Source organism: Leptothoe sp. ISB3NOV94-8A (assembly GCF_043421595.1).
Classification (GTDB): Bacteria; Cyanobacteriota; Cyanobacteriia; order Phormidesmidales; family Phormidesmidaceae; genus Leptothoe; species Leptothoe turfae.
The window spans coordinates 5950366-5977314 of sequence record NZ_JAXSQW010000001.1; the positions used below are offsets into that span (position 1 = coordinate 5950366).

Here is a 26949-nt window from a genome sequence, read left to right on the forward strand (position 1 = left end):
GTTGACGAGTATTGAAGTGTTCAGTTGAGAGTTATTTGATATCAAATAGTTTTGCCTTCTCCTTGGTGTGAGAGCAAGGAGGTGTTGTGGTCTCACCTAAATCCATCGGATACTCCACATCAGCATTCACCCATCAGGATTCAAAGCTAGTTAGTCTCCGGACGATCGGGCTGCCATAGAGAAGTTTGTACCTATATAGTTAGCTTTTCAGAACTATGTCGCTTTCATTAGATGCACTGTGGGTGGTTATGAGCGCTAGCCTAGTGTTTCTGATGCAAGCGGGTTTTTTATGTGTAGAGGCTGGTTCCACCCGTCGCAAAAACAACATCAACGTTGCCATTAAAAATATTGCGGATGTTGGCCTATCAATCATGATGTTTTGGGCCTTTGGCTACGGCTTGATGTTTGGCACCTCTATGTATGGCTGGTGGGGTTTTAGTGACTTTTTGCCTGAGTTTAACCAAGCGGATAGTTGGCCTCTCATTTTCTTTCTATTTCAGGCAATGTTTTGTAGCACTGCTGTCACTATCGTCTCAGGAGCAGTGGCTGAGCGCATGACATTTCGAGGGTATCTATTCAGCGCTGTACTGATATCCGGGTTGGTGTATCCAGTATTTGGTCATTGGGTCTGGGGTGGTTTAGATCAATCAGTTGCAATTGGTTGGTTAAGCAAAAAAGGCTTTGTCGATTTTGCAGGTTCTACGATTGTCCATAGTTTAGGTGGGTGGGTTGCCCTAGCTGCAGTTTTGGTCATCGGTCCGCGTCTTGGTCGCTTTTCTCGACAAAACTTTGATCAACAAGCCCCCAGTTCAGATCTGCCCTTAGCTTTTTTAGGCGCGCTACTGATGTGGTTTGGCTGGTTTGGATTTAATGGCGGCAGTACCCTTGCTTTCAATGATCAGGTCCCAAGAATTTTGGTAAATACCTTGTTAGCAGGGGCGGCGGGATTGACTGCTCCTTTGACATGGTCTCTCATGGTGCAAAAGAACCATTTGCCGTTTAAGGCCGTGATGAATGGCTCTCTTGCGGGCCTAGTATCGATTACGGCTAGTTGTCATGCTGTGTCTTTGAGCAGTGCGGTGCTGATTGGCGGCATGGGTGGATTGGTGATGTTAGGCGTTGACGCCCTCCTAGACAAACTGCGCATTGACGATGCAGTCGGGGTCATTCCTGTTCATCTTGGCCCAGGTGTTTGGGGAACATTAGCCGTTGCATTATTGGGTGATTTAGGGCGATTAGACACTGGGCTGAACCGCTGGGAGCAATTTATTGCTCAGTGCTCAGGCATTTTGGCTTGTGGACTATGGTCATTCACGGTAACGTTGCTAGTCTTATTACTGCTTAATCGGTATGCGTCGCTACGGGTATCCCTGAAGCAGGAGTACATTGGCTTAAATGTGTCAGAGCATGGTGCGCGTAATGAGTTTCAGAACTTATTTGAAACTATGCAAACCCATGCGAAAACCGGTAATTTACAGCGACGGGTGACAGTCAGTGCGTTGACAGAAATTGGTCAAATTAGCCGTTGGTATAACCAGGTGGTTGATGCGCTAGACCGATCTACCGCCAGAACAAATGCAATTATCATGACTGCAGCGGATGGCATTTTGACGGTTGATCCTGAGACCTTGATCCTTCAGAGCACGAATCCGGCTGTTGAAAAAATTTTTGGTGGCCACTGGTTACAGATGATTGGGCAATCCCTAACTACTTTGATTGAGACAGATTTGGTGCAGTCCCAAGATGCCGCTTTTCAATCCCTGCAACAGTTTTTGCAACAGGGTTGCCGTACAGGTGAGGCCTACATGGCGATTGGCATACACAATCAGGGCCGACGATTCCCCATTGAAGTTTTGGTCACTGATTCTCAATTAAGGTCCGCCAACTTTTTGACCATCATGGTGAGGGATGTCACCGAGCGTAAGGAATCAGAAGCGGCTCTGATGGCGTCCGAATTAGAGGCCCGTAGAACTGCCGGTCAACTGGAAAAAGCACTAAACGAACTGAAGCAGGCTCAGGCTCAGCTATTGCAAAGTGAGAAAATGGCAGGGTTAGGGCAGTTAGTGGCTGGTATTGCCCATGAGATCAATAATCCCGTCGGTTTTATTTATGGCAACCTTGAACATGCCATAGCGTATGTGGAAGATTTGTTACTGGTGATTAGCCACTACCAATCACAGGTAATTGAACTGCCACCTGACATGCAAAAAGATGTCGAGGATGCAGATATCGCCTACATCAGGAAAGATTTTCCAAAATTAATTGGCTCCATCACAACTGGTACAGAACGCATTCGAGAAATTGTGCAGTCCTTGAGACAATTTGCCCGCTTTGGTGAATCAGATGTGAAAACTGTCGATATCCATAGGGGATTGGATAATACGTTGATGATGCTGGCACATCGTTTAAATATGACTGCTAGACGTCCCAAGATTTTGGTGGATAAGCGCTATGGTAATGTCTCTAAAATTCAATGCTATGCAGGGGCGTTAAACCAGGTCTTTTTGAGCCTATTCAATAATGCTATTGATGCTTTGGAGACGCACGGGTCAGGCACAATTACGATTACAACCGAGGATCAGCCAGAGTATGTTGTGATCACTATTGCTGATAATGGCACAGGTATTCCGAAGGCCTTACAGCAGCAAATTTTTGATCCCTTTTTCACGACCAAGCCTGTTGGTTATGGAACTGGGATGGGTTTAGCTATCAGTCATCAAATTGTTGTAGACCAGCATGGTGGTGAGTTGCGCTGCAATTCTGTATTGGGTCAGGGCAGTGAATTTCAGGTGGTTGTACCGAAGACACTGGCATTGCGATCGCACTCTAAAACTGCTGCAAACATGTCTACACCTTGAGCTCATAGCACCAATCATGACCCCGTTCTCCTGACCTAGATGACATGAATATTTTGTTCATCTGTAGTCGTAATCAATGGCGTAGCCCTACTGCTGAGAAGGTTTGGTCAAAACAGCCAGGTATTTATGTCCGATCAGCGGGTACTAGCCCTAGAGCCCGTAAAACAGTTTCAGCCAAGGATATCCAATGGGCAGATACGATTTTTGCCATGGAGCAAAAGCACAAAGATAGACTCAAGGCTGAATTTCCTCGATTGATGAGCCACAAGACTATCCATGTACTTGATATTCCAGATGAATATCAGTTTATGGATGCAGAGCTGGTAGAAATTTTGCAAAACTCTATTGAAAGCTATCTTGGCATCTGATAGATGCTGCACTTGATTATTGCCCATGCTTGTCGGCTAGTAGCAGTTGCTGAAATGCAATGTCCCAATAAATTTCACTGGAAAATCTACAGCCGCCGCCTTGTCTCGCGACGTGAACAAGGCGGATTCGATGCATGGAAGAGTCTTCCTGGTTAAAACCCTAGCTCTAGACCAGACGGCTGCAAAAGTCTAATCGGATTTTAAGCTTCACATCTCCACAGCGTCCTTTGATTATGAGACAATTATGAAAAGTGAAGTAATTATGAAATAAGAACTTGGGTCAATCCCACCAGTAATGGATCATGAACAATAAACAGTGGGGACATCAATTTAAGTCTCTATCATCCAGAGTGTTTTGGGCATCTAGTATTGCGGTCTTGTTGAGTTTAACCGCCTGTGGTCAGGAGTCTCCAACATCTGAGAACACGACTGCTGACGACCAAAAAGTTGTACTGACAACGTTCACAATCTTGGCAGATATGGCTCAGAATGTAGCTGGGGATGAGCTGCGGGTGGAATCTATCACCCGTATTGGCGCAGAAATCCATGGGTATGAGCCGATACCGAGTGATTTAACCAAAGCCCAGGATGCTGATCTCATTTTTTATAACGGCATGAATCTGGAGCGCTGGCTTGAGCAGTTTTTGGGCAATGTGCAGGATGTGCCATCGGTGATTTTGACGGAAGGGATTGAACCGATTGCTATTTCGGAAGGTCCTTATGCCGATAAACCAAATCCCCATGCATGGATGTCTCCTCAAAACGCACTGATATATGTGGAAAATATTCGCCAGGCGTTTGTAGAGCTTGACCCTGAAAACGAGGCAATCTACAACGCCAATGCTGCCGCTTACAGTGAACAGCTGCAAGCTATTGATGAAAAGCTACAGGCCAATTTAGCTCAGGTGCCGGTTGACCAGCGTTATCTGGTGAGTTGTGAAGGTGCGTTTTCTTATCTAGCCCGCGACTATGGTCTACAAGAAGTCTATCTCTGGCCCATAAATGCCGAACAGCAATCTACCCCTAAGCAAATTCAAGGGGTGATTGAAGACGTTCAAGCTAACGATATTCCAACCGTTTTTTGTGAAAGCACCGTTAGTGATGAGGGGCAACGAGAGGTGGCACGGGCCACCGGGGCTAAGTTCGGTGGCAACTTATATGTTGACTCGCTGTCTACGGCTGATGGTCCTGTACCTACGTTTTTAGATCTGTTGGCATATGACGTGCAGGTGATTAGCGAAGGACTGCTATCACCATAATGTTTTGGCTATGGGCCAATAGCTTTCTCATCCCAGGAAATTTCTAGAGTGGGCATTGCCCCATCAATATGATTCACATGCAATAGGTTTTGGTGGGTATTGCCCACCCTACTCTGTCCTTTACTCCTTAGCCAACGATGCGATCAGATACTTTTGGCATCACTGTCGAGAACATTAGTGTTACCTACAGCAATGCCCACCTGGCTTTGTACAACGCTAGCTGTTATGTCTACCCTGGCACGATTACGGGCTTGGTTGGTCCCAACGGTGGGGGCAAATCTACGCTGTTCAAAACCATCATGGGGTTTCTCAACCCTAATCAAGGACGAGTACACATTGACGGCCTTTCCGTAAAAATGGCGCAAAAGCGTCAGCTCATGGCCTATGTCCCCCAATCAGACGACGTGGACTGGAATTTTCCGGTGAGTGTGTCGGAGGTGGTGATGATGGGGCGTTATGGCTACATGAATATGTTGCGCATTCCTGGGCGTGAGGATCGTCGACAGGTGGCGGAGAGTTTAGACCGTGTGGGTATGGCTGATTTTCGTCAGCGGCAGATTGGCGAATTGTCGGGGGGACAGAAAAAACGAGCATTTTTGGCGCGGGCGATGGCGCAAAATAGCCCAGTGATTTTGCTTGATGAACCGTTCACTGGGGTAGATGTGAAGACGGAAAAGCGGATTGTCAATCTACTGCTGCAATTACGTGAAGAGGGACACACGATTTTAGTGTCTACCCATGATTTGGCGTCAATTTCTACGTTTTGCGATCGCACCATTCTGCTTAACCATACTGTTCTGGCCGAAGGCACCACCGCCGATACCTTCACCGAAGAAAACCTGTCCATGACCTTTGGCGGTTTGCCATTGAGCAGTTTATCCAAGGTAAATTTATCGAGACAACGCTATGAGTAATCTATGGGCTATCAGTGGAGCAGTCTTAAGCCCCCTTTGGCAGTGGGTCAGCGAGCCACTCCAGGCTGGCTTTATGGTTAAAGCCCTGTGGGTCAGTGCCTTTGTCGGTGTCGTGTGTGCCGTCTTGTCTTGCTACATCACCCTCAATGGCTGGTCTCTAATGGGTGATGCGGTTTCCCATGCAGTAGTACCAGGTGTAGTAGTTGCCTATGCCATAGGATTACCCTTTGCCTTGGGGGCTTTTATCTTTGGGTTTGGGGCCACGGTGCTCATCGGCTATGTAAAATCCCAAACGCGACTTAAGGAAGATGCCGTCATTGGCGTGATTTTCACTGGTTTCTTTGCCTTTGGGCTGGTATTAGCCACCAGAATCCCGAGCAATGTAGACCTGTTTCATATTTTGTTTGGCAATGTGTTGGGGATTTCCCGGTCAGATATCGTGCAAACCTTAATAGCAGGTATCGTCACATTAGTGATCATTCTGCTGCGCCGTAAGGATTTGCTGCTGTTTTGTTTTGACCCTAACCATGCCAAAGCCATTGGTCTCAACACTCAGCTAATGTACTACACGCTGCTGTCGGTGCTAGCGCTGACTATTGTGACAGCCTTGCAAACAGCAGGCATTGTTTTGGTGGTTGCCCTGCTAGTGACGCCAGGAGCCACAGCCTATCTACTGACCGATAGGTTTGACCATATGCTAGCTATCTCAGTTGCTACCAGTGTGCTTTCCTGTGTTTTAGGCACCTATCTGAGCTATCACCTGGATGTTTCGACGGGCGGCAGCATTGTTGTTCTAATGACTGTTCTGTTTGGTTTAGCCATGGTGTTTGCCCCTAAGTACGGCATTTTGGGGCAACGGTTGAGGCGTCAGATGCAGGTGAGTCAAGAGCTCTAAGGGCTTATACCATTTCCTAGCCAGCCTTACCTTGCGGTTAGTGCACCTTTGGGATAGGCGATGCGTTTGTGGTTGAACTGCTGCCACACTTGCACAAATACATTGGCGATGATGTCCATGTCTTTCCGGGTGAGGCAAGAGTCAATTAACTGTTTATCTTTCCAGCGAGCGCGAAGAATTTTATTCACCATGGCGTAGGCTTCTTCGGCGCAGGCTTCTTTGTTGAGCGATCGCAATGCCGCTTCACATGAATCTGCCAGCATGACAATGCCGGTTTCAGGAGATTGGGGAATCGGGCCATCATAGCGAAAGTCTTCTTCGCGGATCTCCATCTCAGGATTTTCCTTGGCAATTTCCTGGGCCTGATAGTAGAAGTAGCTGATCAGCATGGCTCCCTGATGCTCAGGAATAAAGGCCTGAATCGCCTTGGGGAGTCGATGTTTACGAGCCATGACTAACCCTTTTGTTACGTGCTTTTTGATAATGTCAGCGCTGACCCATGGATCGTCGATCAAATCATGTTTGTTAGGTCCTCCCATCTGGTTTTCAATGAATCCTAAAGGATCATGCATCTTGCCAATGTCGTGATAAAGCGTCCCTGCGCGGACAAGCTCAACATTGTGACCCAAGGCACGGGCAGCAGCCTCTGCCAAATTAGCCACAAACATGGTGTGTTGAAATGTGCCAGGGGCATCCGCCGCTAGACGTTTGAGGAGAGGACGATTGGGGTTGGATAATTCAGCCAGACGGATGGGGGTGACCACATCAAATACTGACTCTAGATAGGGGCTTACCCCCAGAGCAACAATACTCCAGGCGATACCGTAGACCCCAAACAGAGCTGAATCACGAATGACGGTGTACCAAAGGGAGGCGGCAACACTGTTGAACATGAGGGTCAAGACTAGGTGAATGACACCTTGGGTGAGACCGACCACACCACCTAGTAGGGCAAATTCTTCTCGCGATCGCAACCGTGGTGCAATCCATGCCCCTACCAACGCTGCGCAGGCTGCTGAAAATAGAGATAAAAAGGCGACTGAGCCCCCTACTGGTAATAGAATCACCAATAGGACAATGGTGACTGCTCCCAAAATGTAGCCATAAAAGCTACCCAGTAATAGGCCAACAGCTGGTAACCCTAAGCCAGGTATTCTCAGGGCCATTAACACAGCGACGCTGACAATGAGACACAGCACCAATAGATGATCGCGCTGCCGTAGCCCCCCTGCTTGCCAATGGTCGATCCATAGCAATAAGCCAACACCGACACTCACTAATCCACCAAAGCCAGCAAAACCTAACCAGTTAATGCGTCGCTGGGTCATATTAAAATGATCCAGCAAGACAAAATCTCCTTGGGTGATGGCCTCTCCTTTTTCGACAATCGCGTCACCCTGCTCAATAGATACAGTTACTGTTTGGACCTCATTTTCCACCTGTTCAGCCCGTAAACGCGTTTGTTCTTGATCCTCAATCAGATTAGGGCGTAAAACAGAGCTAATGATCTTGGCGGTGATTTCCTTGGCGATGGTTTCTTGGGCTAGCAGCTCATCGCGATTAAGAATAGTGGAATCTGCCAAATCTAAGGTCCCTTGGAGCTGAGTCTCGATGGCCTGCTGCCATAGTGCGATCGGTGTACCTTCATGAATACCTTGGGTCAGCATTCGATTTAAGACTAAGCGGCTGGTGGTTTGAACAGCTTGCCAACTGGGCTCACTTAAATCAAAAAGTCTGGTGTCTAATGGCTGACCACCATCACGAGTCGTCAGACTCTGTAGTTTGGGTTTAGTGGCTGCTAACTGTTGTCGATTAGCATCCACCTGACTCCGTACAGCTGCCATGGACTGGGGAGAGGTGCGGTCTCTTAGGCGTAATAGCTCGTCGAGGGCAATATGCTGATTAGTTTCTAAATTATTGAGACGTCCTTGTAGTGCGCCATTGGTTCCCTGTTGTAAGACACTGCTTGTCAGTGTGGAAATCTGAGTCAAACTCCAAATTTCCGTCCACTCCTCTGGCGTGGTTTGGCGTAGATGTTGCTGGGTTCTAGTTGATAACTGAGCTGTTGAAATATAAGGGATATCACCAGCCTGCTGCCGTAACGTACTACCCTGGCTCAAGATGCCGTTGGCTTCTTCTAGAATCGCTTTTGTCTTTGCTTGATCAACCTGCAAAACAATAATAGAGCCACTGCGGGCCGCTTGGCGGTTGGCCTCAGTGGTGATCATGTCTGGCAAAGTCGCGTTGTAGGGCGCTATGAAGGTGTCGGCAGCGATAGTGCTTACAGTCAATGCCGGTTGGTTATAAAATCGCTGACCCAGTATGGCTGTCAGCAGCAACACTGTGAATACAATGGCAATTTGAGTTTGGTTGAAGGGATTGTGACGGGAAATAACGTAACGCCCCGTCGAATCATTGCCTGACTTGGTAGACTGACGGATTGATGTATTAGATCTTTGACGCAAAGACGTCGAAACTTGAGGTAACTGAGTTTTGCACCAGCCAACCGAAGTACGCAAACGTTGCCAAACTGCTTTGACCATGAATGTCACCGACTGCATGAAAGGCCTCAACAACCAAGGCTGCCATTATGAGCTACAGGTGTGAAACACCGCTGATTTAGTGGCCTAATAGCGTTAGACACCTGATAAAGGTGATGGAGGGCAATAAATTGCCCCTGGAAGTACCCTAGATGTCTCAAACAATCAACAGTCAACGCTTTGGTTTATTAGGGCTCATTAACTAGAACGTTGGCCATATTCTGATAGATTCTGTTGAGCTAATAATTACCCATACATTGTCTAAAAGAACGCATTTGAATCCTACGATTCAGTGCTGAACATGCACCCTAAACAACACTGTGCCAATCTGAGTCGGTCAGTGTTACTAACTTTGAATAAGCAGTCGCCTAAGCGTACCACTCTTTTCATCCTCAGCTTTAATGGGCAACTGTGTTGGAAGATGCTTAGCATACCCATGCAGCTATTATAGCTAGCTCTATTTTAAGAGAGGGGGCAGAGCCTATAAATCTAGGGGGAATACTTCGCAGTTGGCTGAAATATTAGCAATACCAGCCCAATGGCGATAGAGTTTGCTAGCAATTTGCTCAAGGGAATGCCTTTGCTCAGGAGGGATTGTCAGTATCCACCTGGTTGGAATAACCGACATACCGCCCCAAGCGCCAAGTAAACAGCCAATCATTGCTGGTATTGGTGTGACGATGTCTGGGTGTGCGATCGCTAAGGCCAAATTTTCTCGGTAACTTAGGGATTGTTGGATGGCTAATACCATGATCGCTGAGGGCTGAGGATCCAGCGCTTCAAGATTGAGTGTGGGTGACGGGGGATCTAAGCACTCGATGATGTGCTGGGCTTGGGGTATAAGACTGGCTGGATAGTCGGATAGCTGTTGGCTGAGGTGCTGACTCAGCAATGGAGGTGAGTGTTGAGTGACTGGATTGTAGTGCATGAGCCATGCTAAGCAGTCACCCAATATGCCAAGAGTTGCCATAGTCTCAGTCACACTTATAGCCTCGGTGTGATGGCCTGACTCTATGATTTGCGCTAGCCAACGATGACGGGCATCGCTGTTATCGTGATGATGTAACAACCAGGGTAGCCCTAGGAGCGGATTAGCATCTGTGGGCGTTGGCTGCAATAGGTTTTGCTGTGTACCGTGCAGCCATGATTGATATAGGGGGCTCTCATGGAGAGGCAGCCACGGGCCTCGATAACCAGCCCCATAGCTATGGCCTAGATAGGCTCCCATCAGACTCCCGTGAAATTTAGCGGCGATTGATATAGTCGGCATAGTTTCTCTGGAGTAAGACTGAGCAGATTGTAATGAACCCAATAACGTTACAGGGCTTATGTCTAATACCTAGAAATATCAATTTATCTGGACGCAATCAGCATGCTGTGCCATCGTATTGTTTAACTTTGACTGGGCGTTAAACTTGATTGGTCTATGCCCATGCCACACATTATGGTGAGCTCTTCACATGAAACGTTGGGGTTTATTTACGATCTCTAATCTTTGTTTGTCAGCAGCTGTTGCGGGATTGATGTCAACAGTTGTATTGGCGGAAATAGAGGGTTCATCCCCAGAGCAAAGCGATGAATTGAATGCTGCCGGAACTACTTCCCTCAAACAAGCAGGTTCAGTTTTAGGACCGGGCAGTACAGGTTCTGACGTCAAAAGAGTGCAGGCGATGTTAGCGCTAATGGGCTACTATTCCGGTGCTGTAGATGGTACCTATGAACAGATGACCCTGGAAGCTGTTCGTCAATTTCAAGTCGATGCGGGATTGGCTGCGGATGGATTGGTCGGACCTTTAACATGGCGTCGGTTATTGCCCACACCAGAAAATTTGACAGAGCCTATCGCACCGCAGGTTTCCGCAGACGCAACTGACGAGACAGCAACCGTGTCAGATGATGATAGCAATGACGATTCATTGGCTGAAGACACCATCGTTGCGACGGCAGGCAATGTGCCAATTTTGCAGCTAGATGATTCTGGAGTTGATGTTAGCCGTTTACAAAATCGTTTGGCTGACCTCAATCTTTACCAAGGGCCTATTGATGGTGTGTTTGGTTTTCTCACAGAGGAAGCAGTACAGGAGTTTCAACGTCGAGTCGGCTTAGAGGTAGATGGTGTCGTTGGGCCAGCTACCTGGTCAGAACTATTCAAGTAACAGTATTAAGGCTGCTACTTAGGTAAGCTTGCTACATCAAGTGAGTACAGCTCAGCATCTAAGGACGATATCTGTTCATCCAATACTAGGAAACCAGACGGATATTGGTCTTTCAATAAAAGCTCACTCTGGTGCATGTACACCATGTAATCGCTCATAAGAAAGTAAACACCGACCATGGCGGCGGCAGCAGACGCCACCAAAAAACCTGCCAGCATGAGAGAGAACTCTTGGCTGACTAAAGCCCTATCCATGAGACGTAGGGCCCAAAAAACTAAACCGGTAACGATGGCTATTATGAGAAGAGTCATCGATTAAGAAGTAAGTAGGCCTTAAAGATTTACTATTATCTTTTACATATTGTAACAGAGTTATCATAAAAGCGCCTTGTCTAACGGCAATATTTTATAAGTCCGAAAGAATTGGTTGAAGTATCTGATGTGTAAGGTTTTTGAGGACTCGAATCTGGTCTTAGGGCCTGATGGTTACGTTTTTTTCTGCTAAATGAGTTTTAATTTCTGCGACTGTAAGCTCACCGTAATGTAGCAGGGATGCCAGTAGGGCCGCTTCTGCTTGACCGCTGGTTAGTGCTTCATGAATATGTTCACAGGTTCCAGCCCCCCCTGATGCGATCACTGGAACGCTCACTACTTCAGCGATGGTGCGGGTCAGATCTAGGTCGTATCCGGCTTTAGTGCCGTCAGCATCCATACTTGTCACCAGCAGTTCACCAGCACCTCGGGCGACAACATCTTGAGCCCATGCGATCGCATCTAGCCCAGTATTTTCTCGACCACCCCGCACAAAGACATCCCACCCTGAGTTATCAGAGCGGCGTTTGGCATCAATGGCAACCACAATGCACTGACTACCAAAGCGATCGCTGGCTGTTTGAATAAAGTCAGGATTACGAACAGCGGCAGAGTTGATGCTGACCTTATCTGCTCCAGCTCGTAAAAGGGCCTTGATGGTTTCAACCGAATTAACGCCACCCCCGACGGTCAGAGGAATAAAGACCTGCTCTGCCGTCCGATAGACGACATCAAAAATGATGTTGCGATCTTCATGGGTGGCTGTAATGTCCAGAAAGACTAGCTCGTCGGCTCCTGCTGCGTTATAGGCTTGAGCGAGCTCAACTGGATCGCCTGCATCCTTCAGCTCTACGAAATTAATGCCTTTCACAACGCGACCCGCTTTGACGTCAAGACAGGGCAAAATTCGCTTAGCCAGCATAGGTGCTTCCGTAAAGTAGACAAAAAATAAATAGAGCGCTCGCTGGCATGGCTCCAGCAACAGTTCTTCAGGATAGCTTACAAAGAGCAAGACACTGATAGACTGAGGATTAGTTTTAATTCTTAATATTTGTCAATCTTACCCAGAGAGGAGAATCTTGGAGTATGGCTTTGGATATCGGACAAAAGGTAAAAGTTGTACGCGTACGAGATCGGGTGTCTGATAACGTTGCCAAGCGTCTAGGGCAAGAGGGCACGATTACTCAGTTCAAAATGGTTGATGGCAGTGGTGTGGGCGTTGTCGTTGAGTTTTCAGATCAGTTTTCTAGCTGGTTTTTTGAAGATGAACTGAAGCAAACGACCTAAGCCGTTATTGAGCATGTCTGTTTGACTATTACATAGGGGCACCTATTTCTAGGTGCCCCTAATTAGAGTTGTTCAGATCATCCGCTAGTTCTGTATTTATCACTGATGGCGCTAATTCTTACGTTTTTAGGCAAGGGAGGCAGTGGTCGCTCAACATCTGCGATCGCAACCGCCAAAAAACTATCGACCCAGGGTCAGCGTGTGTTGCTGGTCACTGAAGATGCTGGGCCAGGGTTTGGTCTGCTTTTAGGCCATGCTGTTACAGCTGCCCCTAAGCCAGTGTCTCCGACTTTATCGGTGGTTCAGCTGCAATTTACACAGCTCCTGGGACAAAATTGGGAGCAGTTAAAAAAGCTTGAAGCCCAATATCTAAGGGATCCCTTTTTCAAAGCCGTATATGGTCAAGAGCTGAGTTTGTTGCCAGGGATGGACCAGGCGCTTACCCTCAATGCGCTGCGGGAATACGATGCCAGCAGCGACTATGATGTCATCGTCCATGATGGCCCAGGAAATCAGGCGAGTCTACGAATGTGGGGGATGCCAGCGGGCATAGACTGGTACTTCCGACGATTCAAGCAAGTATTCCAGGAATCACAATTCTCTAAATCAGTAATGCCCTTTGTGCAGCCCATTGCTGGTGCAGTGCTTAGCGGTGGTATGTCTGGTGATTTATTTGACCAGCCCCAAGTGTCGGAAAGTACAAATCTGGTAGTTAAGGGCATTGCTGCCGTTAAAGACCCGATGCGAGTGCGAGCTTATCTGGTATCTACCGGTGAGCAGGTTGCGATCGCAACTGCTCGCTACCTTTGGGGGGCCGCTCAGCAAATAGAAATGACTGTGGGTGGAGTCTTGCTGAATCGTGCTGATACTAGTCAAGATTTTGAGCCTTTGCCGGTCCATACGTTGCCTCAGTCCAGCGACTGGCAGCCTTTGATGAATTCTTTGCCAGATTATATGGCGGCTCCTTCAGTGCCAGCCCCTGTAGAGATTGATTTATCTAGTAATACCGTCCGTCTGTTTTTACCAAGCTTTGATAAAAAACAGATTCAGCTCACTCAATATGGCCCAGAAGTCACCATTGAAGCTGGGGACCAGCGTCGGAACTTAAGCCTGCCGAAGTCTTTGAACGGTCGTTCGGTGACTGGAGCTAAGTTTCAATCTGGCTATCTCATCTTGACCTTTGGGTAAGGTTTTGATCATTTCTTTGTTAATACCACTGCTAATACCTTCGAAGCTATGGCTGACAATTCTTCTCCAGTAACGTCCAGCGCCGATGACCAGGTATCGGCAGCATCAGAAGGTTCCAAGGCTCGTCAGCTATTGGGGATGAAAGGTGCCGCCGATGGTGAAACGTCTATTTGGAAAATTCGTCTGCAGTTAATGAAGCCAATCACCTGGATTCCTCTGATTTGGGGCGTCCTTTGTGGTGCGGCCTCATCAGGGCATTTTGTCTGGAGTGTGGACCATGTGTTGGCATCCTTAGCCTGCATGTTGATGGCAGGACCTCTGCTGACAGGGTATACCCAGACCATCAATGATTATTACGATCGAGAGCTAGATGCCATTAACGAGCCTTATCGTCCTATCCCCTCTGGGGCAATTGCCCTCGGGCAGGTGCAGCTGCAAATTTGGGTGTTGTTGCTGGGGGGAATAGCAGTCGCCTACGGTTTGGACCGTTGGGCAAGTCATGATTTTCCGATTTTGACAGCGCTGGCAATAGGCGGTTCATTTGTGTCATACATCTACTCTGCTCCACCGCTTAAGCTCAAGCAGAATGGTTGGCTTGGTAACTATGCCTTAGGTGCTAGCTACATTGCTTTGCCATGGTGGGCGGGGCATGCTCTGTTTGGTCAGCTTAATCCCACTGTCGTTGTGCTGACATTGCTCTACAGCATGGCTGGTCTAGGGATTGCTGTTGTCAATGACTTTAAGAGTGTTGAGGGTGACGAGGCTCTGGGCCTTAAGTCTTTACCAGTGATGTTTGGTGTGGGGACTGCCGCTTGGATCTGTGTCCTAATGATCGATATTTTCCAAGCCGGAATGGCCACTTACCTGATCGCTATTCACAAGAATCTCTATGCAGTGCTTTTAATCTTGATGATTATTCCGCAAATAACCTTTCAAGACATGTATTTTCTGCGGGATCCGTTGGCTAATGACGTGAAATATCAGGCAAGTGCTCAGCCATTTTTAGTAATTGGTATGCTGATTTTGGGTTTGGCGCTTGGTCACACTGATTATTTGGTGAGTTAGGTCAGATTCTGATAGCCTTTTTGGAGGTGTGTCAAGATATGTCAACCAGGTTTTGTTAGTTTCAGGTGCAAATTCTCATCGCAAAGCGAACCAACGGGTGCTAACAAGGTAACCATTTTTGAAAATGGGTTAGGTAGGGTTTCTTTAACGTGGCTAATTGGATTGGCAAAGTCAAAAATGATCGGTTTAAAACAGCTTCTGTAGGTGCTACTAAAGTTGTTAAACAGAAACGGCCTAAGCCTCTCTATAAGAGCGTTTTGTTTTGGCTGGCGCTGTTGGCAGGAGCTGGTATAGCTGGGCCAGCAGCCCGTGGCTATCGATTTTGGCAAGAAGCCGATGCCAATTTGCCCAATGTGTCCGATGCTTTGACCTTTGAGCGTACGGGTACCATCACCATTAAGGCCGATGATGGTAGTGTTCTTCAAAAAATTGGTCCGGCGACCCAGGAATATCTGGAGTTTGACGATATTCCAGATACGTTAGTCCAGGGGTTTATTGCCTCTGAAGATCGTCGGTTTTACGAGCACAATGGCATTGACTACAAGGGTATTGCTCGGGCCATTAACTCTAACCTGCGTAATCGGCAGTTGTTAGAAGGGGCCAGCACAATTACGCAGCAGGTCGCCCGGATCATATTTTTGGACCAAGACCGGAGCTTTCAGCGAAAGTTTCGAGAAGCCTTACTTGCCAATAAATTAGAGCAAGAATTAGGCAAAGAGAAAATCCTAGAGCGCTACCTAAATCTGGTGTATTTAGGGGCAGGTGCCTACGGCGTGGCCGATGCTGCCTGGATTTATTTTGGTAAGACGGTTGAAGAGCTGACGGTTTCGGAAATTGCTCTGATTGCGGGCATGGCTCCTGCTCCCAGCTTTTACTCGCCGCTGGTGGATGAAGCGGCGGCCCGTCAGCAGCGGGATAAAGTCATTAGTCGGATGCTGGAAAATGGAGTGATTTCTCAGGCCCAGGCCGATACAGCTTATGAGAGTGAGGTAACGACTACGCCCAACGAGCCTAAGTTTCTCTATAGTGAGTTTCCCTACTTCACTATTTATGTGCAGAAGCAATTGCCTCAGCTGATTTCTCAAGACGAGATTGAGGCAGGTGGTCTAGTGGTGGAAACTAGCTTGAACCCTAAATGGCAGCGGGCGGCTGAAACCACACTGGAAGAAGTCTTGGAAGAGTATAGTGGCTGGCAGCGCTTTGAGCAAGGGTCAATTGTTGCGCTGAATCCTAAGACTGGTCAGGTTCATGCAATGGTGGGGGGCACTGACTTCGAGGACAGTCAGTTTAATCGGGTTACTCAAGCTCAGCGCCAGCCTGGTTCTACGTTTAAGGCATTTGTTTATAGTGCTGCGATCGCAAGCGGCATGTCTCCCTATAAGGGCTATGTTGACGCCCGCTATGTTGTCGATGGTTATGAGCCTAAAAACTACGGCGATCGCTTTAGCGGTAACGTTGAACTCCGTAGGGCGTTAGCATCCTCCATTAACATTGTGGCCGTTAAGGTTCTGGTGGAAGTTGGCTTTGAACCCGTGATTGCTTTAGCTAAACGGATGGGCATTAAATCAGATTTATTGCCCGCTTATTCCTTGGCCTTAGGGTCTTCAGAGGTGAATTTGCTGGAGCTTACAAATGCTTACGGTACATTAGCTGCCAATGGCAAATATGTGGAGGCCCACGGCATTAAGCGAATTACCAACCGTACTGGCGAAGTGCTGTATGAGTTTGTCGATGAGCCTAAGGCGGCCATTGATGAAACCTCCGCCGCCATCATGACCTGGATGATGCGCAGTGTAGTTGACGGTGGCACTGGTAGCAACGCCTATATTAGTGGTCGACAAATAGCAGGAAAAACAGGAACCTCTGAGAAAAATCGAGATCTGTGGTTTATCGGTTTTACGCCTCAGCTGGTGGTGGGTGTTTGGTTTGGTAATGATGATAGTAGCCCCACTCGCGGGGCAAGTAGTACAGCGGCTTACGCCTGGCGGCAGTTTGTTTCTCAATTCATTGAAGATCTGCCAGTGGAAAAATTCCCAGAACTACCCCGTTTGTCAGGTCGGAAGGGGTCAATTGAGGCAAAACCCATAAAACCAAGGAAAGTTGTGGCAGACAAGGCAGGCAGCCGTTCTTCGAGTGAACCTGAGCCCCAAGCTTCCCCTCCACAGCGTTCAGAACCTGAACCTGTCGAAAATTCAGCCCCAGCAGCGGCATCTTCCGAGCCTGCAGCTCCAAGAAGACAACCGGAAGTGGGTCGTAGCAGTCGTCCGGCCCCAGCACCTGCTCCTGTTGCTCCGGCCCCGGCCCCGGCCCCGGCTGTTCCAGCGGTTACGTCATCTGACCCTGAGCCAGTGGCTGCCCCCGCGCCGATTGCGCCAGAGCCTGCTCCTGTTGCTCCGGCCCCAACTCCAGAACCCTCGGCTCCAGCGGCCCCGGCGGCTCCGGCCCCAGCCCCGGCGGCCCCGGCCCCAGCTCCAGTTGCGCCAGCGCCAAGTCCAGTGGATTCAGGAGCGTCTGCGGAGTAAAATGTAAAATGTAAATAATTGCTTAGATGCGTTGCGTTTTTTGCGCGTTTATATAATTTAAGCATCTTAGAAGAGGTTAGGCTGGTTTATGGCATTTTTGTTCGGGGAAGTAGGCGCATCGGGCATCCCCATGTATTACTTTCAATTAGTTTACGTAGTTGGCTTTATTGCTGCTGTTGTAATTGGCTCGCTCGCTTGGTACAACTCCAAGCGTCCCCCAGGTTGGGAAGATGCGGCACGTCCTGACTTTATACCCGATGTGGAAGCTAAGGATGTAGAGAGTCAGGAAAGCGATCAAGTCTAGGTCTGAGTTTAGTCAATCACTCGTAGGCGACCTTGGCTGATCGCCTCAAAGATTTTTTGTACCTGTGCCTGTTCATGGCTGTTGAGTTGTGCTTTGCCGAGCAGTGATGCCATCAGTGCCTGTTGAGTTTCGCGATTGATTCGGCGACGATTGAGGATTGTTTGCATGAGACCCTCTAGGGACTGGGTCGTAGCTTTGTGGTTTAGCATGGCATTGGCTCTAAGGACAACTACAGGAAACAGAAATTAGTGAGTTATAAAGTCTTTGAAGAGAACTTTTATATCTACTCCTAATATGCTCTCTGGGCAAGGTTTTCACCGTGATTTTTAGTGTCTAAACCTGTGATCCTTGGCACGCTTTTAGGTGATTTAATTCAAGTTAAATAAAAGTATATTCAGAAGATTTTTAGGCATTATCACTTTTGCAGCGAAAATACTCTGAGAGTGCGGCAATCAAACCTGAGACGAGAATGAGTAACACGCTCAAGGCATTGATGTCAGGTTTAATACCAGTTTTGACACGACTGAAAATTTCAATTGGTAGCGGATTTGCCCCACCTGCAGTGAAGCTAGAAATCAGTAGGTCGTCCATGCTTAGAACAAAGGCTAGCAAACACCCTGACAAAATGGCTGGTGTTAGCTGCGGGATTAAGACTTTGATTAGGGCTTGGGTAGGGGTGGCACCTAGATCTAAGGCAGCTTCTTCTAGGTTGGGATCTAATCCCTTGAGGCGGCTAGATACAACGATGGCAATGTAGGCCAAACAGAACACCATGTGGGCGGCTATGGCTGTCCATAAACTCAGTGGGATGGCTACAGATGCTAAGAAGACCAGTGTAGCGACTGCGATCGCAATATCTGGAATAATTAGCGGCAAATAGGAAATGCCGGTATACAGCGATTTACCTGGAAATCGATACTTCGATAACCCCACGGCCATTAACGTGCCGAGCACCGAAGAGACCGCAACAGCGCACAGGGCAATTTTGAGACTATCGCCCAGGGCAAAAAACAGCCGCTCATCACCTAGCAACTTGCGATACCAGGTGAGGCTAAACCCCTTCCAAATAGCGCCATACCGCGACTCATTAAAGCTGTACACTCCCAAAATAATAATGGGGATGTACATAAAGCTGTACATGGCCAGGGTCAGCATGGCCTGCCATGACGGGAGCTTGCGTTCAGTTTTCTGATGGGTAGAGGCAGCAGGTTTCATGAATAAAGCTCAGGGTTGCGATCGCCATATTTGAGTAAAAGTGCGATCGCTAAGCTCACCATCAAGATCAACACCATACTCAGTGCAGAACCAAATCCCCAATTACGAGCTACTCCCAAAAACTGGTTATAGATCAATCGGGAGATAGTCATACTGTTGGGACCTCCCAGCAGAGTGGGCACCACAAAATCACCCAGGCTGGTAACAAACACCAGCAAGCAGCCAGCCGCAATTCCTGGCATGGTTTGAGGCACAGTGACGCGCCAAAACGCTATGCGCGGATTTGCGCCTAGGTCGGCAGCTGCTTCCAGGAGCTGCAAATCTAACCGCTCCAGAGAGGCATATAAAATTAGCACCATATAGGGCAGAAAACTATAGGTCATGCCGATATACACGGCCCAAGGTGTATTCATCAAGTCTTGAGTTGGTAATCCCAGGGTGCTCAAGACCAGGTTAATCACCCCAGATCGTCTGAGTAGCGTGATCCATGCATAGGTGCGCAGCAATGATGATGTCCAAAGGGGCAAAATAAATAGCACCAATAGCAAGTTCCGCCATCGCTTAGGTGCCATGAGGGCTAGCCAGTAGGCCACTGGAAAGCCCAGGAGTAAGCACAATAATGTGGTGCCCATTGCAAATGTAGCTGAGCGCTGTAAAACCTGTAGATAAGTAGGTTCTAAAATTCTGAGATAGTTGAGTAGGCCATAACCTTCAATTGCCTCGCCTGGTCTCAGGCCGGGTACCAGGCTCAACTCTCCAATCAACAAGGTTGGCAGCACAATTAACAGCAACAGCCATATCCCTGCTGGTCCTAATAATCCTAACGGCCTTACACTAGCCCTGAGCTTCTGTCCAATGGTGGCCATATTCAGGGCTTTTGGTAAGGCCGCTGTTGGTCCAATACCTCTATCCATTACTTTAGGCGCTGGTAACTTTAGTCCAGTACTCGTCGTAAAGGGCGTTAGCTTCACCAACCGGAGCAATGCCTTCGCACTTGGCTAGGATATCCTCGGGAGGGAATAAATTTTTATTGTCCAGAAGCTCTTGGGAGAGCATCGTCATCGCTTCTCCATTAGGCGTGGCAAAGAACAAACGCTCTACCGTATCTTTTGAAACCTGGGGCTGTAGGTTGAAATTAATCCACTCATATGCCGCCTCCACATTAGGCGCAGATGTGGGAATCACAATGGTGTCTGTCCAAACCGAGGAGCCACTTTCTGGAATCACGTACTTGAAATTGGGGTTTTCAAGACTGACTGGGATACCTTCTACTGAATACACCATGGACAGTAATAAGTCACCGCTCAGTAGTTCGTCTTGCCAGCCAAATGACTTGAATGATGCCAGAGAAGGCTTGAGCTCAAGCAGTTTCTGGTAGGCCTCTTCTAGTTGGGCAGGGTCAGTGGCGTTATAGGAATATCCCAAGGAGCTAAGAACTGCCCCCATGGTTTCGCGCACATCGTCAAGCATGGTCATTTTGCGCGATAGGACGTCACTGTTATCCCAGAGATAATCCCAATCTGTAGGTGCTGTAGTCAGGACTTCAGAGTTATAAAGCAGACCTGTGGTGCCCCAGCTGTAAGGAATGCTGTGAGTATTGTCTTCATCGTATACAGGGCTCTTCCACTTCTCCCGCATTTTGTCTAAGCCTACGAGTCGAGACTTATCCAATTCGGTGAGCATACCTAGACCGATCATCTCAGTGACCATGTAGTCTGACGGATAAAGCAAACTGTAGTTCGCTCCACCACCGGCCTGCATCTTAGCCAACATGGTTTCATTGGAATCATAGACGTCGATTTTGACTTCTATTCCAGTGGCTTCAGTGAACTGTGCAGCGAGTTCATCGTCTGTATAATCAGCCCACGTATAAATGTGTAGTGTGCCAGAGGCTGGGGCTGAATCAGTCGTATCAGCACTGGGGGGTGTTTCGGTGGTCTCGCCGATGGTGCGGCGACAGTTCGACAGACCGACTCCAGCTAGGGCTGCTACAGAGCCTTGCAAAAAACGGCGACGAGACGTACGCGAAAACAAAGATGAATTGCGGGATAGTCGGCGGGGCACAGTCTTTCTCTCCTCTAAGCAGACACCATGAATACTTTAGAACCACTTCCTGACCTTAGGCTATTGGGAAATCGGAATTTGTTCATGTCGATCGTTATCAGGGAGTAGGAACGACTTGGTTTTGAAATCAGGAGTAGCTGAGTTATCGATAACCTTGATTATGTGGGGCTATGGTCTATAAGGACCTGGCAGTCAGGGGCAGCCCAAGATACATGGACTGGAGTTCCTGGTTGATACGTCATATGGTTTGGTTGCAGCACGCGCAACTGTTCACCTGTAGCTAATTCAATAATGCAATGAATATGGGGACCTGTGTATAGGGTGTGTTTAACTTCACCTGCATAACAGTTGTCATGGTTGATAGGTTTTGCTGTCTCAGTTTTAGCTCTCAGGTGAATTTTTTCAGGGCGAATACTAATATCCACTGAGCTGCTACCGTTAAGCTGCTTCAAGTCTGTAGATGAGGGGGAAAGAGCTACCTGAAGACCGTTGGCGGTGACCAGCGTTAGCGGCTGGTTTTGAATTTGTCCTGAGAGTAAATTGGTATCACCGATAAAGTCAGCGACAAATGCGGTTGTGGGGTGTTCATAGATTTCATTGGGCGAGCCCACCTGTTCGATGCAGCCATCTTTCATCACCGCAATGCGATCAGATAGGGAAAGTGCTTCTTCTTGGTCGTGGGTCACCATGATGAAGGTAATCCCCAAACGTTGGTGCAGGTTCGAAAGTTCAACTTGCATCTGTTTGCGCAGCTTTAAATCCAAAGCTCCCAATGGCTCATCCAGAAGCATCACTGCGGGGCGATTCACAAGGGCACGGGCCAAAGCCACCCGCTGTTTTTGGCCTCCAGATAACTGATTGGGAAACCGTCTGGCAAAGCTTTCCATTTGCACCAAGTTGAGGGCCTCCCCTACCTGGTGGCGCAGCTCAGACTTGGCAGTTTTTTTGATTTTGAGGCCAAATGCTACGTTGTCCCATACGCTCATGTGATTAAACAAAGCGTAGCTCTGAAATACAGTATTGACTGAACGGCGGTGGGCAGGTACGCCATTCATACATTGCCCTTGAATTGTTAACTCGCCGGAGGTGAGTGTCTCAAACCCAGCAATCATACGGAGTGTAGTGGTTTTTCCACATCCCGATGGTCCGAGGATGCTAAAGAACTCTCCCTGTCGGATCTGTAAATTAAGGCCTTGAACTGCCGTCTCATCCCCAAAGATTTTGACGACGTCTTTGAGTTCTACATCCAATGCCGCCGCTAGTGTGTCTGCTGGCGGAGAGATCGTTTGAGCCATAGGATGCAACCCTCATGATTGTCCATTTGAATTATTTTACGGTCAGTAGCCCAAAATCCCAATTAATTGGTAGGGGCAATATTCAGGGAGTGATGAGATGTGGGGGCAATGGTACCCAAACCATAACGTGTTGCCAGATGCTGGGTTGCTGTGATGTTGAGCATTTTCATTCTGCTGGGATTTTGCCTTAGGAGCTACACTGTTCAAAGCTTAAGCTATCTATTTGGACGCAGTTTTAGCTTAGGTATGTAAATCTATTAATCACTGAATTGGTGGATGGAACCTGTAATTTGAGGAGTATGGCTTGATGGTATCTACCCCCATGCCTCTCTCCATTCGCCGCTGGCCTGTTTCTATAATTTTGCCCCGTCGCTAAAATTTTTCAGCATAGTCAATCATGGTCTTTCTTCAATACCCCTCTGCCAAGGTTGAAAAAAAGGGAGGACGTACTGTTGGTCGCCAATACCAGTCAGTGATCATGATGCTTTTTGTGTCGTTGGTGATGCTGGGAGGCATTGGTAGCCGGCTGTTTTATTTGCAATTGGTGGAAGGCGAACGCAATCGTGAGCTGGCCGAAGAAAATCGGATTTTGCTGCTGCCAAGACGACCGGCTCGGGGCACGATGTTTGACCGCAAAGGCAAAATTTTGGCGGGTAGTCGTCTTTCTCACTCGGTTTCTATTTGGCCCATTGCACTACCGGTGGATCAACGTGATCGAGTGGTAGAACGTCTAGCTCAGTTATTGGAAATCCCAAAAGAGGAGATTCAGCAACGGATTGCATCGGCTGGATATGAGTCGACTCAGTCCATTGCGATCGCCCGTGGCCTGAGTCCGGCTCAGACCACCGCCCTGGCCGAATATGCATCGGAACTACCGGGTGTGCGAGTGGAGGCAGAAGCGATCCGAAGCTATCCCAATGGTGACCTGGCCGCCCATGTCATTGGCTATACAGGGGAGATTGACGAAGCAGAATTTGACCAAATGGTGGCGGATGGGCGCGACTATCGCCTTGGGGATATCATTGGCAAAATGGGTTCTGAAAAATCCTTTGAGTCAATGTTGCGTGGCGTTTGGGGTGGTCAGCAGGTTGAGGTCGATAGTGCTGGTAATGTTCTCAGTATTTTGGGGGAAAAACCGCCGCAATCGGGTCAAAATATTCGCCTGACATTGGATTTGGAGCTACAGAAATCTGCTGAAAAGGCTTTAGGTGATAACGTTGGAGCCATTATTGCTATGGATCCCAATGATGGAGCGATCTTGGCCATGGTTAGTCGACCTACCTTTGATCCCAATATTTTTTCTACCCGGATTACCCAAGCCCAATGGGAGCAACTGAACAGCCGTGGCAATCCATTTTTGAATCGTTCTCTACAGGCTTATCCACCCGCTAGTACCTTTAAAATCATTACCACTGCTGCTGCAATTGAATCGGGGTCATTTGCGGCCAATACCGTTTTACCCACCTTCCCCAATATCAATGCGGGGGGTATTTTATTTTGGGACTGGAACAATGCTGGATTTGGTCCCCTGGGATTTGTTGGAGCCATGCAGTGGAGCAGCGATACCTTTTTCTATCAAGTGGGGATGAGGATGGGGCATGAACCCATCATCGAGTGGATGCGCAAGTATGGTTTGGGAGAGAAAACTGGCATTGAACTAGGATCTGAGGAGGCTGCTGGGTTGGTGCCTGACGAGGCCTGGAAACAGGAAATGCTTGAAGAGCCATGGTATCTAGGGGACACCATTAACATGACCATCGGCCAAGGCTATATGCAGGTAACACCGCTACAAACGGCGGTGATGTTTGCGATCGCAGCCAATGGCGGTTATCGGGTCACCCCTCATTTATTATTAGATGGTGCTGAATCCAAACAGTGGAAAACGTCCGTTGGCATGCAGCCTGAGACTATCAAGGTGATTCAAGATGGTTTGCGCAAGGTAGTTACCAGCGGTACAGGTACCCGATTAAACGTTCCTACAATTCCAACACCAGCGGGTAAAAGCGGTACGGCAGAAGCACCTCCCTTTGAAAACCACACCTGGTTTGGGGCCTATGCCCCCTTTGAAAACCCTGAGGTTTTGGTTGTCGCGTTTGGTGAGCATTCCGGTGGTGGTGGTGGTGCTTTTGCTGCCCCCATGGTGAAAGAAGTATTGGAGGTCTATTTCAACGGACCATCGAAGAAAAAGAAGGATGAGGAGGCACCACCACCATCCGCAGGATAGGAATTTGTAGAGGTCTGCATGCAGCACCTCTACAAACCGCTACAAAATCCTCTAGCTACGTAGAGTAACTTTGAACTTTTTCTCCAATGCGGCGCGGATTTTGTCCTGTAGGGGGTCAATATCCTGGTCGGTTAGGGTGCGATCGCTAGCTCGGTACAGCATACGAAATGCTAAACTCCGCTGACCCTCAGGCACTCCCTGGCCCTTGTACTCATCAAACAGGGTGACTGTTTCCAAGAGCTGACCCCCCGTGCGAGAAATGAGCTTCTCTAGGTCGGCTACGGATACGTTAGTGGGTGCATAGAAGGCAATGTCACGGTCGGACCCAGGATAGGGGGAGAAGCTCTTGAACTTAGGCGCACGGAAGCGGTCGCTGACGAGACATGTGGCGATCGCATCCCAGTTCAGCTCAAATACGTAAACTTCTTCTGGCAAATCCCGCTCTTGACGTAGCCGGGGATGGAGCTGACCAAAGGTGCCCAAACGCGTACGACCCCGTACCCATAGAGACGCGGTGCGGCCAGGATGTAATCTCTCATCCTCGCTATCAGGTCGGTAATCGACAGCCAGACCGACCTGCTGGAATACAGTCTCCAGGATTCCTTTGGCTTCATACCAGGTCATAGGCGCTGTTGTGCCACTCCACTGACCTTCAGCCGCGTTGCCACCCAGAATGCCGCCTATGCGCTCATATTCGTTAAGCTGACCATCTTCATTAGCAAATACATGGCCAATCTCAAAGGCATTGAGAGGACCATTGCCCTTCTCCAGGTTGGATTGAAACCCATCGATCAAACCGGAGAGTAAATCGGAGCGTAGAGCAGAATATTCTGTAAATAGGGGATTTTCAAGCACTACGCGCTGAGGGGCTGGATTCGTTAGTGAATAGTGCAGCACTTCAGTCAAGCCAGCTCCCCGGAAGGCGGCCCTTAGCTGACGTGCCAAGGCTGCTTCAGGGGAGAGTCGACCACGGGATGTCTGCTGGGGCAAGGTGTTGCCAAAGCGGTTGTAGCCAAATAAGCGGGCCACTTCTTCGATCAAGTCAATTTCCCGTTCCAGGTCACGATAGCGATAGGCAGGGACGGTGACGATCCAGGCACCATCACCATCGTTCGTCAGACCGCAGCCTAAACGAGCCAACGTATCTTCCACATCAGCAGCGTTGAGGGGGGTGACAGTGCTATCTTCGGCGATGTAATTGCCCAGGATTTGCCGTACTCGCTCCAGCCTTAAGCCCACTGTGCGAGTGGGCGTGATTTTGCCGATCTCGGTGCGTTCGTCCTGTAGGTGGGTTGCCTTAGCATCCGTTAGCTCCACCATGAGCTGAATCGCTCGGCCAGCAGCCAGCTCTAGTTCAGCTGGATTGACACCTCGCTCATAGCGAGCTGATGCTTCTGTGCGCAACCCCTGACTCCGAGCTGAACGTCGAATCACAGCCGCATCAAAGAATGCGGCCTCAAGAAAAACGTTTTGAGTGCCGTCGTAAACTTCAGAGTCTTCGCCACCCATGACACCAGCAAGCGCTACGGGCTCATCATTGGCGGTAATGGCTAAGGTCTGGTCTTTCAGCGGTCGATCTTGGCCATCCAGAGTTTTGAGGGTTTCGTCAGGTTTGCCAAAGCGGACGCTAATCGTTGTTTGTTTTCCTTGCGTCAGACGATCAAGATCAAAGGCATGGAGGGGCTGGCCCCATTCCAAAAGTACATAGTTGGTAATATCCACCACATTGTTGATGGAGCGAGTACCCGAAGCTTCCAAGCGTTGCTTGAGCCAGGTGGGGGATGGGCCAATTTTCACCTGCTCTAATACTGTGCCGATGTAAATGGGGCAGGCTTTGGGATCTGAAAGTGCGATCTCAATCTGACTCTTCGCAGTCGTCGGCACAGCCACCTCTTGAATGGGCAGCTTGAGCTCTGCGCCAGTAATGGCAGCAACTTCACGGGCAATGCCCACCATGCTGAGTGCATCGGCCCGATTGGCCGTTGACGATAAATCAAGGACAGTGTCATCTAAACCTAACAATGGGCGTACATCTTGCCCCAATTCCAAGGTGGATTCCCCAAAGACATGGATGCCTGCTGAGTCCTTGGCCAAACCCAGCTCGGCTAAAGAACAAATCATGCCTGAGGAAAGGATGCCGCGTACCTTACGTGACTTAATTTTTAGGTCTACCTGGGGTAAATAAGTATTCACCTTAGCCACAGGGACCAAAATATCGGCCCGCACATTGGCTGCGCCACAGACAATGGTGGACGGTTCAACTTCACCGATATCCACGGTACAAACGCTCAGCTTATCAGCGTCTGGGTGAGGCTGGCGGTCAGTTACCCTGCCAACAACTACACCATCAGCCCAGCTACGGCGTTCTTCAATATCTTCTACTTCAAACCCTGCCATTGTTAGAGCGTCGCCAATGGCTTCAGGTGTTAGCTTAGGATCGACAAATTCTTTGAGCCAGTTGACAGAAATGCGCATGGAAACTGG

General features: G+C 48.7%; 22 protein-coding genes. 12 read left to right on the plus strand and 10 right to left on the minus strand.

The window, feature by feature from the left end; all coding sequences use genetic code 11:
• The first annotated feature begins 215 nt into the window (after positions 1-215).
• The 5 genes from amt to SPB21_RS25560 all read left to right on the plus strand — a co-directional run bounded on the left by amt (position 216) and on the right by SPB21_RS25560 (position 6294).
• On the plus strand, positions 216-2858 hold the full coding sequence (gene amt / locus SPB21_RS25540; protein WP_499867996.1) for an ammonium transporter: 2643 nt from the start codon (positions 216-218) through the stop codon (positions 2856-2858).
• 44 nt (positions 2859-2902) lie between these two features.
• The gene (locus SPB21_RS25545) at positions 2903-3226 is read left to right on the plus strand and encodes a low molecular weight protein tyrosine phosphatase family protein (RefSeq protein WP_163661144.1); all 324 of its coding nucleotides are present in this window, start codon (positions 2903-2905) and stop codon (positions 3224-3226) included.
• 302 nt (positions 3227-3528) lie between these two features.
• The gene (locus SPB21_RS25550) at positions 3529-4485 is read left to right on the plus strand and encodes a metal ABC transporter substrate-binding protein (protein WP_499867997.1); all 957 of its coding nucleotides are present in this window, start codon (positions 3529-3531) and stop codon (positions 4483-4485) included.
• Between the two features lie 137 nt (positions 4486-4622).
• Positions 4623-5399, plus strand: coding sequence for a metal ABC transporter ATP-binding protein (locus SPB21_RS25555; RefSeq protein WP_163661143.1), 777 nt, complete (start codon positions 4623-4625; stop codon positions 5397-5399).
• Positions 5392-6294 (plus strand): metal ABC transporter permease, encoded by a 903-nt coding sequence (locus SPB21_RS25560; protein ID WP_284681701.1) that lies wholly within the window; start codon positions 5392-5394, stop codon positions 6292-6294. Before SPB21_RS25555 ends, SPB21_RS25560 begins: the two co-directional genes overlap by 8 nt.
• Positions 6295-6320: 26 nt before the next feature.
• Here the strand turns inward: SPB21_RS25560 and SPB21_RS25565 are convergent, their stop codons facing one another.
• Complete coding sequence (locus SPB21_RS25565) at positions 6321-8837, minus strand: HD family phosphohydrolase (protein ID WP_499867998.1); 2517 nt, start codon at positions 8835-8837, stop codon at positions 6321-6323.
• Positions 8838-9315: 478 nt separating this feature from the next.
• Positions 9316-10104: an ADP-ribosylglycohydrolase family protein gene (locus tag SPB21_RS25570; protein ID WP_163661138.1), complete on the minus strand. Its 789-nt coding sequence runs from the start codon at positions 10102-10104 to the stop codon at positions 9316-9318.
• A 190-nt stretch (positions 10105-10294) separates the two neighbouring features.
• Between SPB21_RS25570 and SPB21_RS25575 the strand changes: the two genes are divergently transcribed.
• Positions 10295-10990: a peptidoglycan-binding domain-containing protein gene (locus SPB21_RS25575; protein ID WP_499867999.1), complete on the plus strand. Its 696-nt coding sequence runs from the start codon at positions 10295-10297 to the stop codon at positions 10988-10990.
• Between the two features lie 14 nt (positions 10991-11004).
• Here the strand turns inward: SPB21_RS25575 and SPB21_RS25580 are convergent, their stop codons facing one another.
• A complete protein-coding gene (locus tag SPB21_RS25580; protein WP_250564732.1) occupies positions 11005-11301 on the minus strand; it encodes a hypothetical protein in 297 nt (98 codons plus the stop codon).
• A gap of 160 nt (positions 11302-11461) precedes the next feature.
• Positions 11462-12223, minus strand: coding sequence for an imidazole glycerol phosphate synthase subunit HisF (gene hisF / locus SPB21_RS25585; RefSeq protein ID WP_163702979.1), 762 nt, complete (start codon positions 12221-12223; stop codon positions 11462-11464).
• Between the two features lie 170 nt (positions 12224-12393).
• Here hisF and petP point away from each other — a divergent pair, with 170 nt between their 5' ends.
• The 5 genes from petP (at position 12394) to psb35 (ending at position 17667) form a co-directional block, all read left to right on the plus strand.
• Positions 12394-12588, plus strand: coding sequence for a cytochrome b6f subunit PetP (gene petP / locus SPB21_RS25590; protein ID WP_036021259.1), 195 nt, complete (start codon positions 12394-12396; stop codon positions 12586-12588).
• Positions 12589-12693: 105 nt separating this feature from the next.
• Positions 12694-13776, plus strand: a complete 1083-nt coding sequence (locus tag SPB21_RS25595) for a Get3/ArsA fold putative tail anchor-mediating ATPase NosAFP (protein WP_499868000.1) — start codon at positions 12694-12696, stop codon at positions 13774-13776.
• 48 nt (positions 13777-13824) lie between these two features.
• Positions 13825-14841 carry a chlorophyll synthase ChlG gene (chlG, locus tag SPB21_RS25600; protein WP_163661132.1) on the plus strand — a complete coding sequence of 339 codons (1017 nt, stop codon included), beginning with the start codon at positions 13825-13827 and terminating at the stop codon, positions 14839-14841.
• Between the two features lie 149 nt (positions 14842-14990).
• Complete coding sequence (locus SPB21_RS25605) at positions 14991-17363, plus strand: PBP1A family penicillin-binding protein (protein WP_163661130.1); 2373 nt, start codon at positions 14991-14993, stop codon at positions 17361-17363.
• Between the two features lie 88 nt (positions 17364-17451).
• The gene (gene psb35 / locus SPB21_RS25610; protein ID WP_499868001.1) at positions 17452-17667 is read left to right on the plus strand and encodes a photosystem II assembly protein Psb35; all 216 of its coding nucleotides are present in this window, start codon (positions 17452-17454) and stop codon (positions 17665-17667) included.
• Between the two features lie 8 nt (positions 17668-17675).
• On the opposite strand, the gene SPB21_RS25615 is transcribed toward psb35, so the two are convergent.
• The 5 genes from SPB21_RS25615 to SPB21_RS25635 all read right to left on the minus strand — a co-directional run bounded on the left by SPB21_RS25615 (position 17676) and on the right by SPB21_RS25635 (position 22241).
• Positions 17676-17876, minus strand: a complete 201-nt coding sequence (locus SPB21_RS25615) for a hypothetical protein (RefSeq protein WP_163661126.1) — start codon at positions 17874-17876, stop codon at positions 17676-17678.
• Positions 17877-18072: 196 nt separating this feature from the next.
• Positions 18073-18882, minus strand: a complete 810-nt coding sequence (locus tag SPB21_RS25620) for an ABC transporter permease (RefSeq protein ID WP_499868002.1) — start codon at positions 18880-18882, stop codon at positions 18073-18075.
• Positions 18879-19748, minus strand: a complete 870-nt coding sequence (locus SPB21_RS25625) for an ABC transporter permease (RefSeq protein WP_250564824.1) — start codon at positions 19746-19748, stop codon at positions 18879-18881. The genes SPB21_RS25620 and SPB21_RS25625 overlap by 4 nt, the downstream gene beginning before the upstream one ends.
• A gap of 52 nt (positions 19749-19800) precedes the next feature.
• Positions 19801-20946: an extracellular solute-binding protein gene (locus SPB21_RS25630; RefSeq protein WP_163661121.1), complete on the minus strand. Its 1146-nt coding sequence runs from the start codon at positions 20944-20946 to the stop codon at positions 19801-19803.
• A 158-nt stretch (positions 20947-21104) separates the two neighbouring features.
• Positions 21105-22241: an ABC transporter ATP-binding protein gene (locus SPB21_RS25635; RefSeq protein ID WP_163661119.1), complete on the minus strand. Its 1137-nt coding sequence runs from the start codon at positions 22239-22241 to the stop codon at positions 21105-21107.
• Between the two features lie 397 nt (positions 22242-22638).
• Between SPB21_RS25635 and mrdA the strand changes: the two genes are divergently transcribed.
• Complete coding sequence (gene mrdA, locus SPB21_RS25640; RefSeq protein ID WP_499868003.1) at positions 22639-24465, plus strand: penicillin-binding protein 2; 1827 nt, start codon at positions 22639-22641, stop codon at positions 24463-24465.
• Between the two features lie 51 nt (positions 24466-24516).
• Here the strand turns inward: mrdA and pheT are convergent, their stop codons facing one another.
• Complete coding sequence (gene pheT / locus SPB21_RS25645) at positions 24517-26940, minus strand: phenylalanine--tRNA ligase subunit beta (protein ID WP_163661115.1); 2424 nt, start codon at positions 26938-26940, stop codon at positions 24517-24519.
• Between the last annotated feature and the right edge of the window lie 9 nt (positions 26941-26949).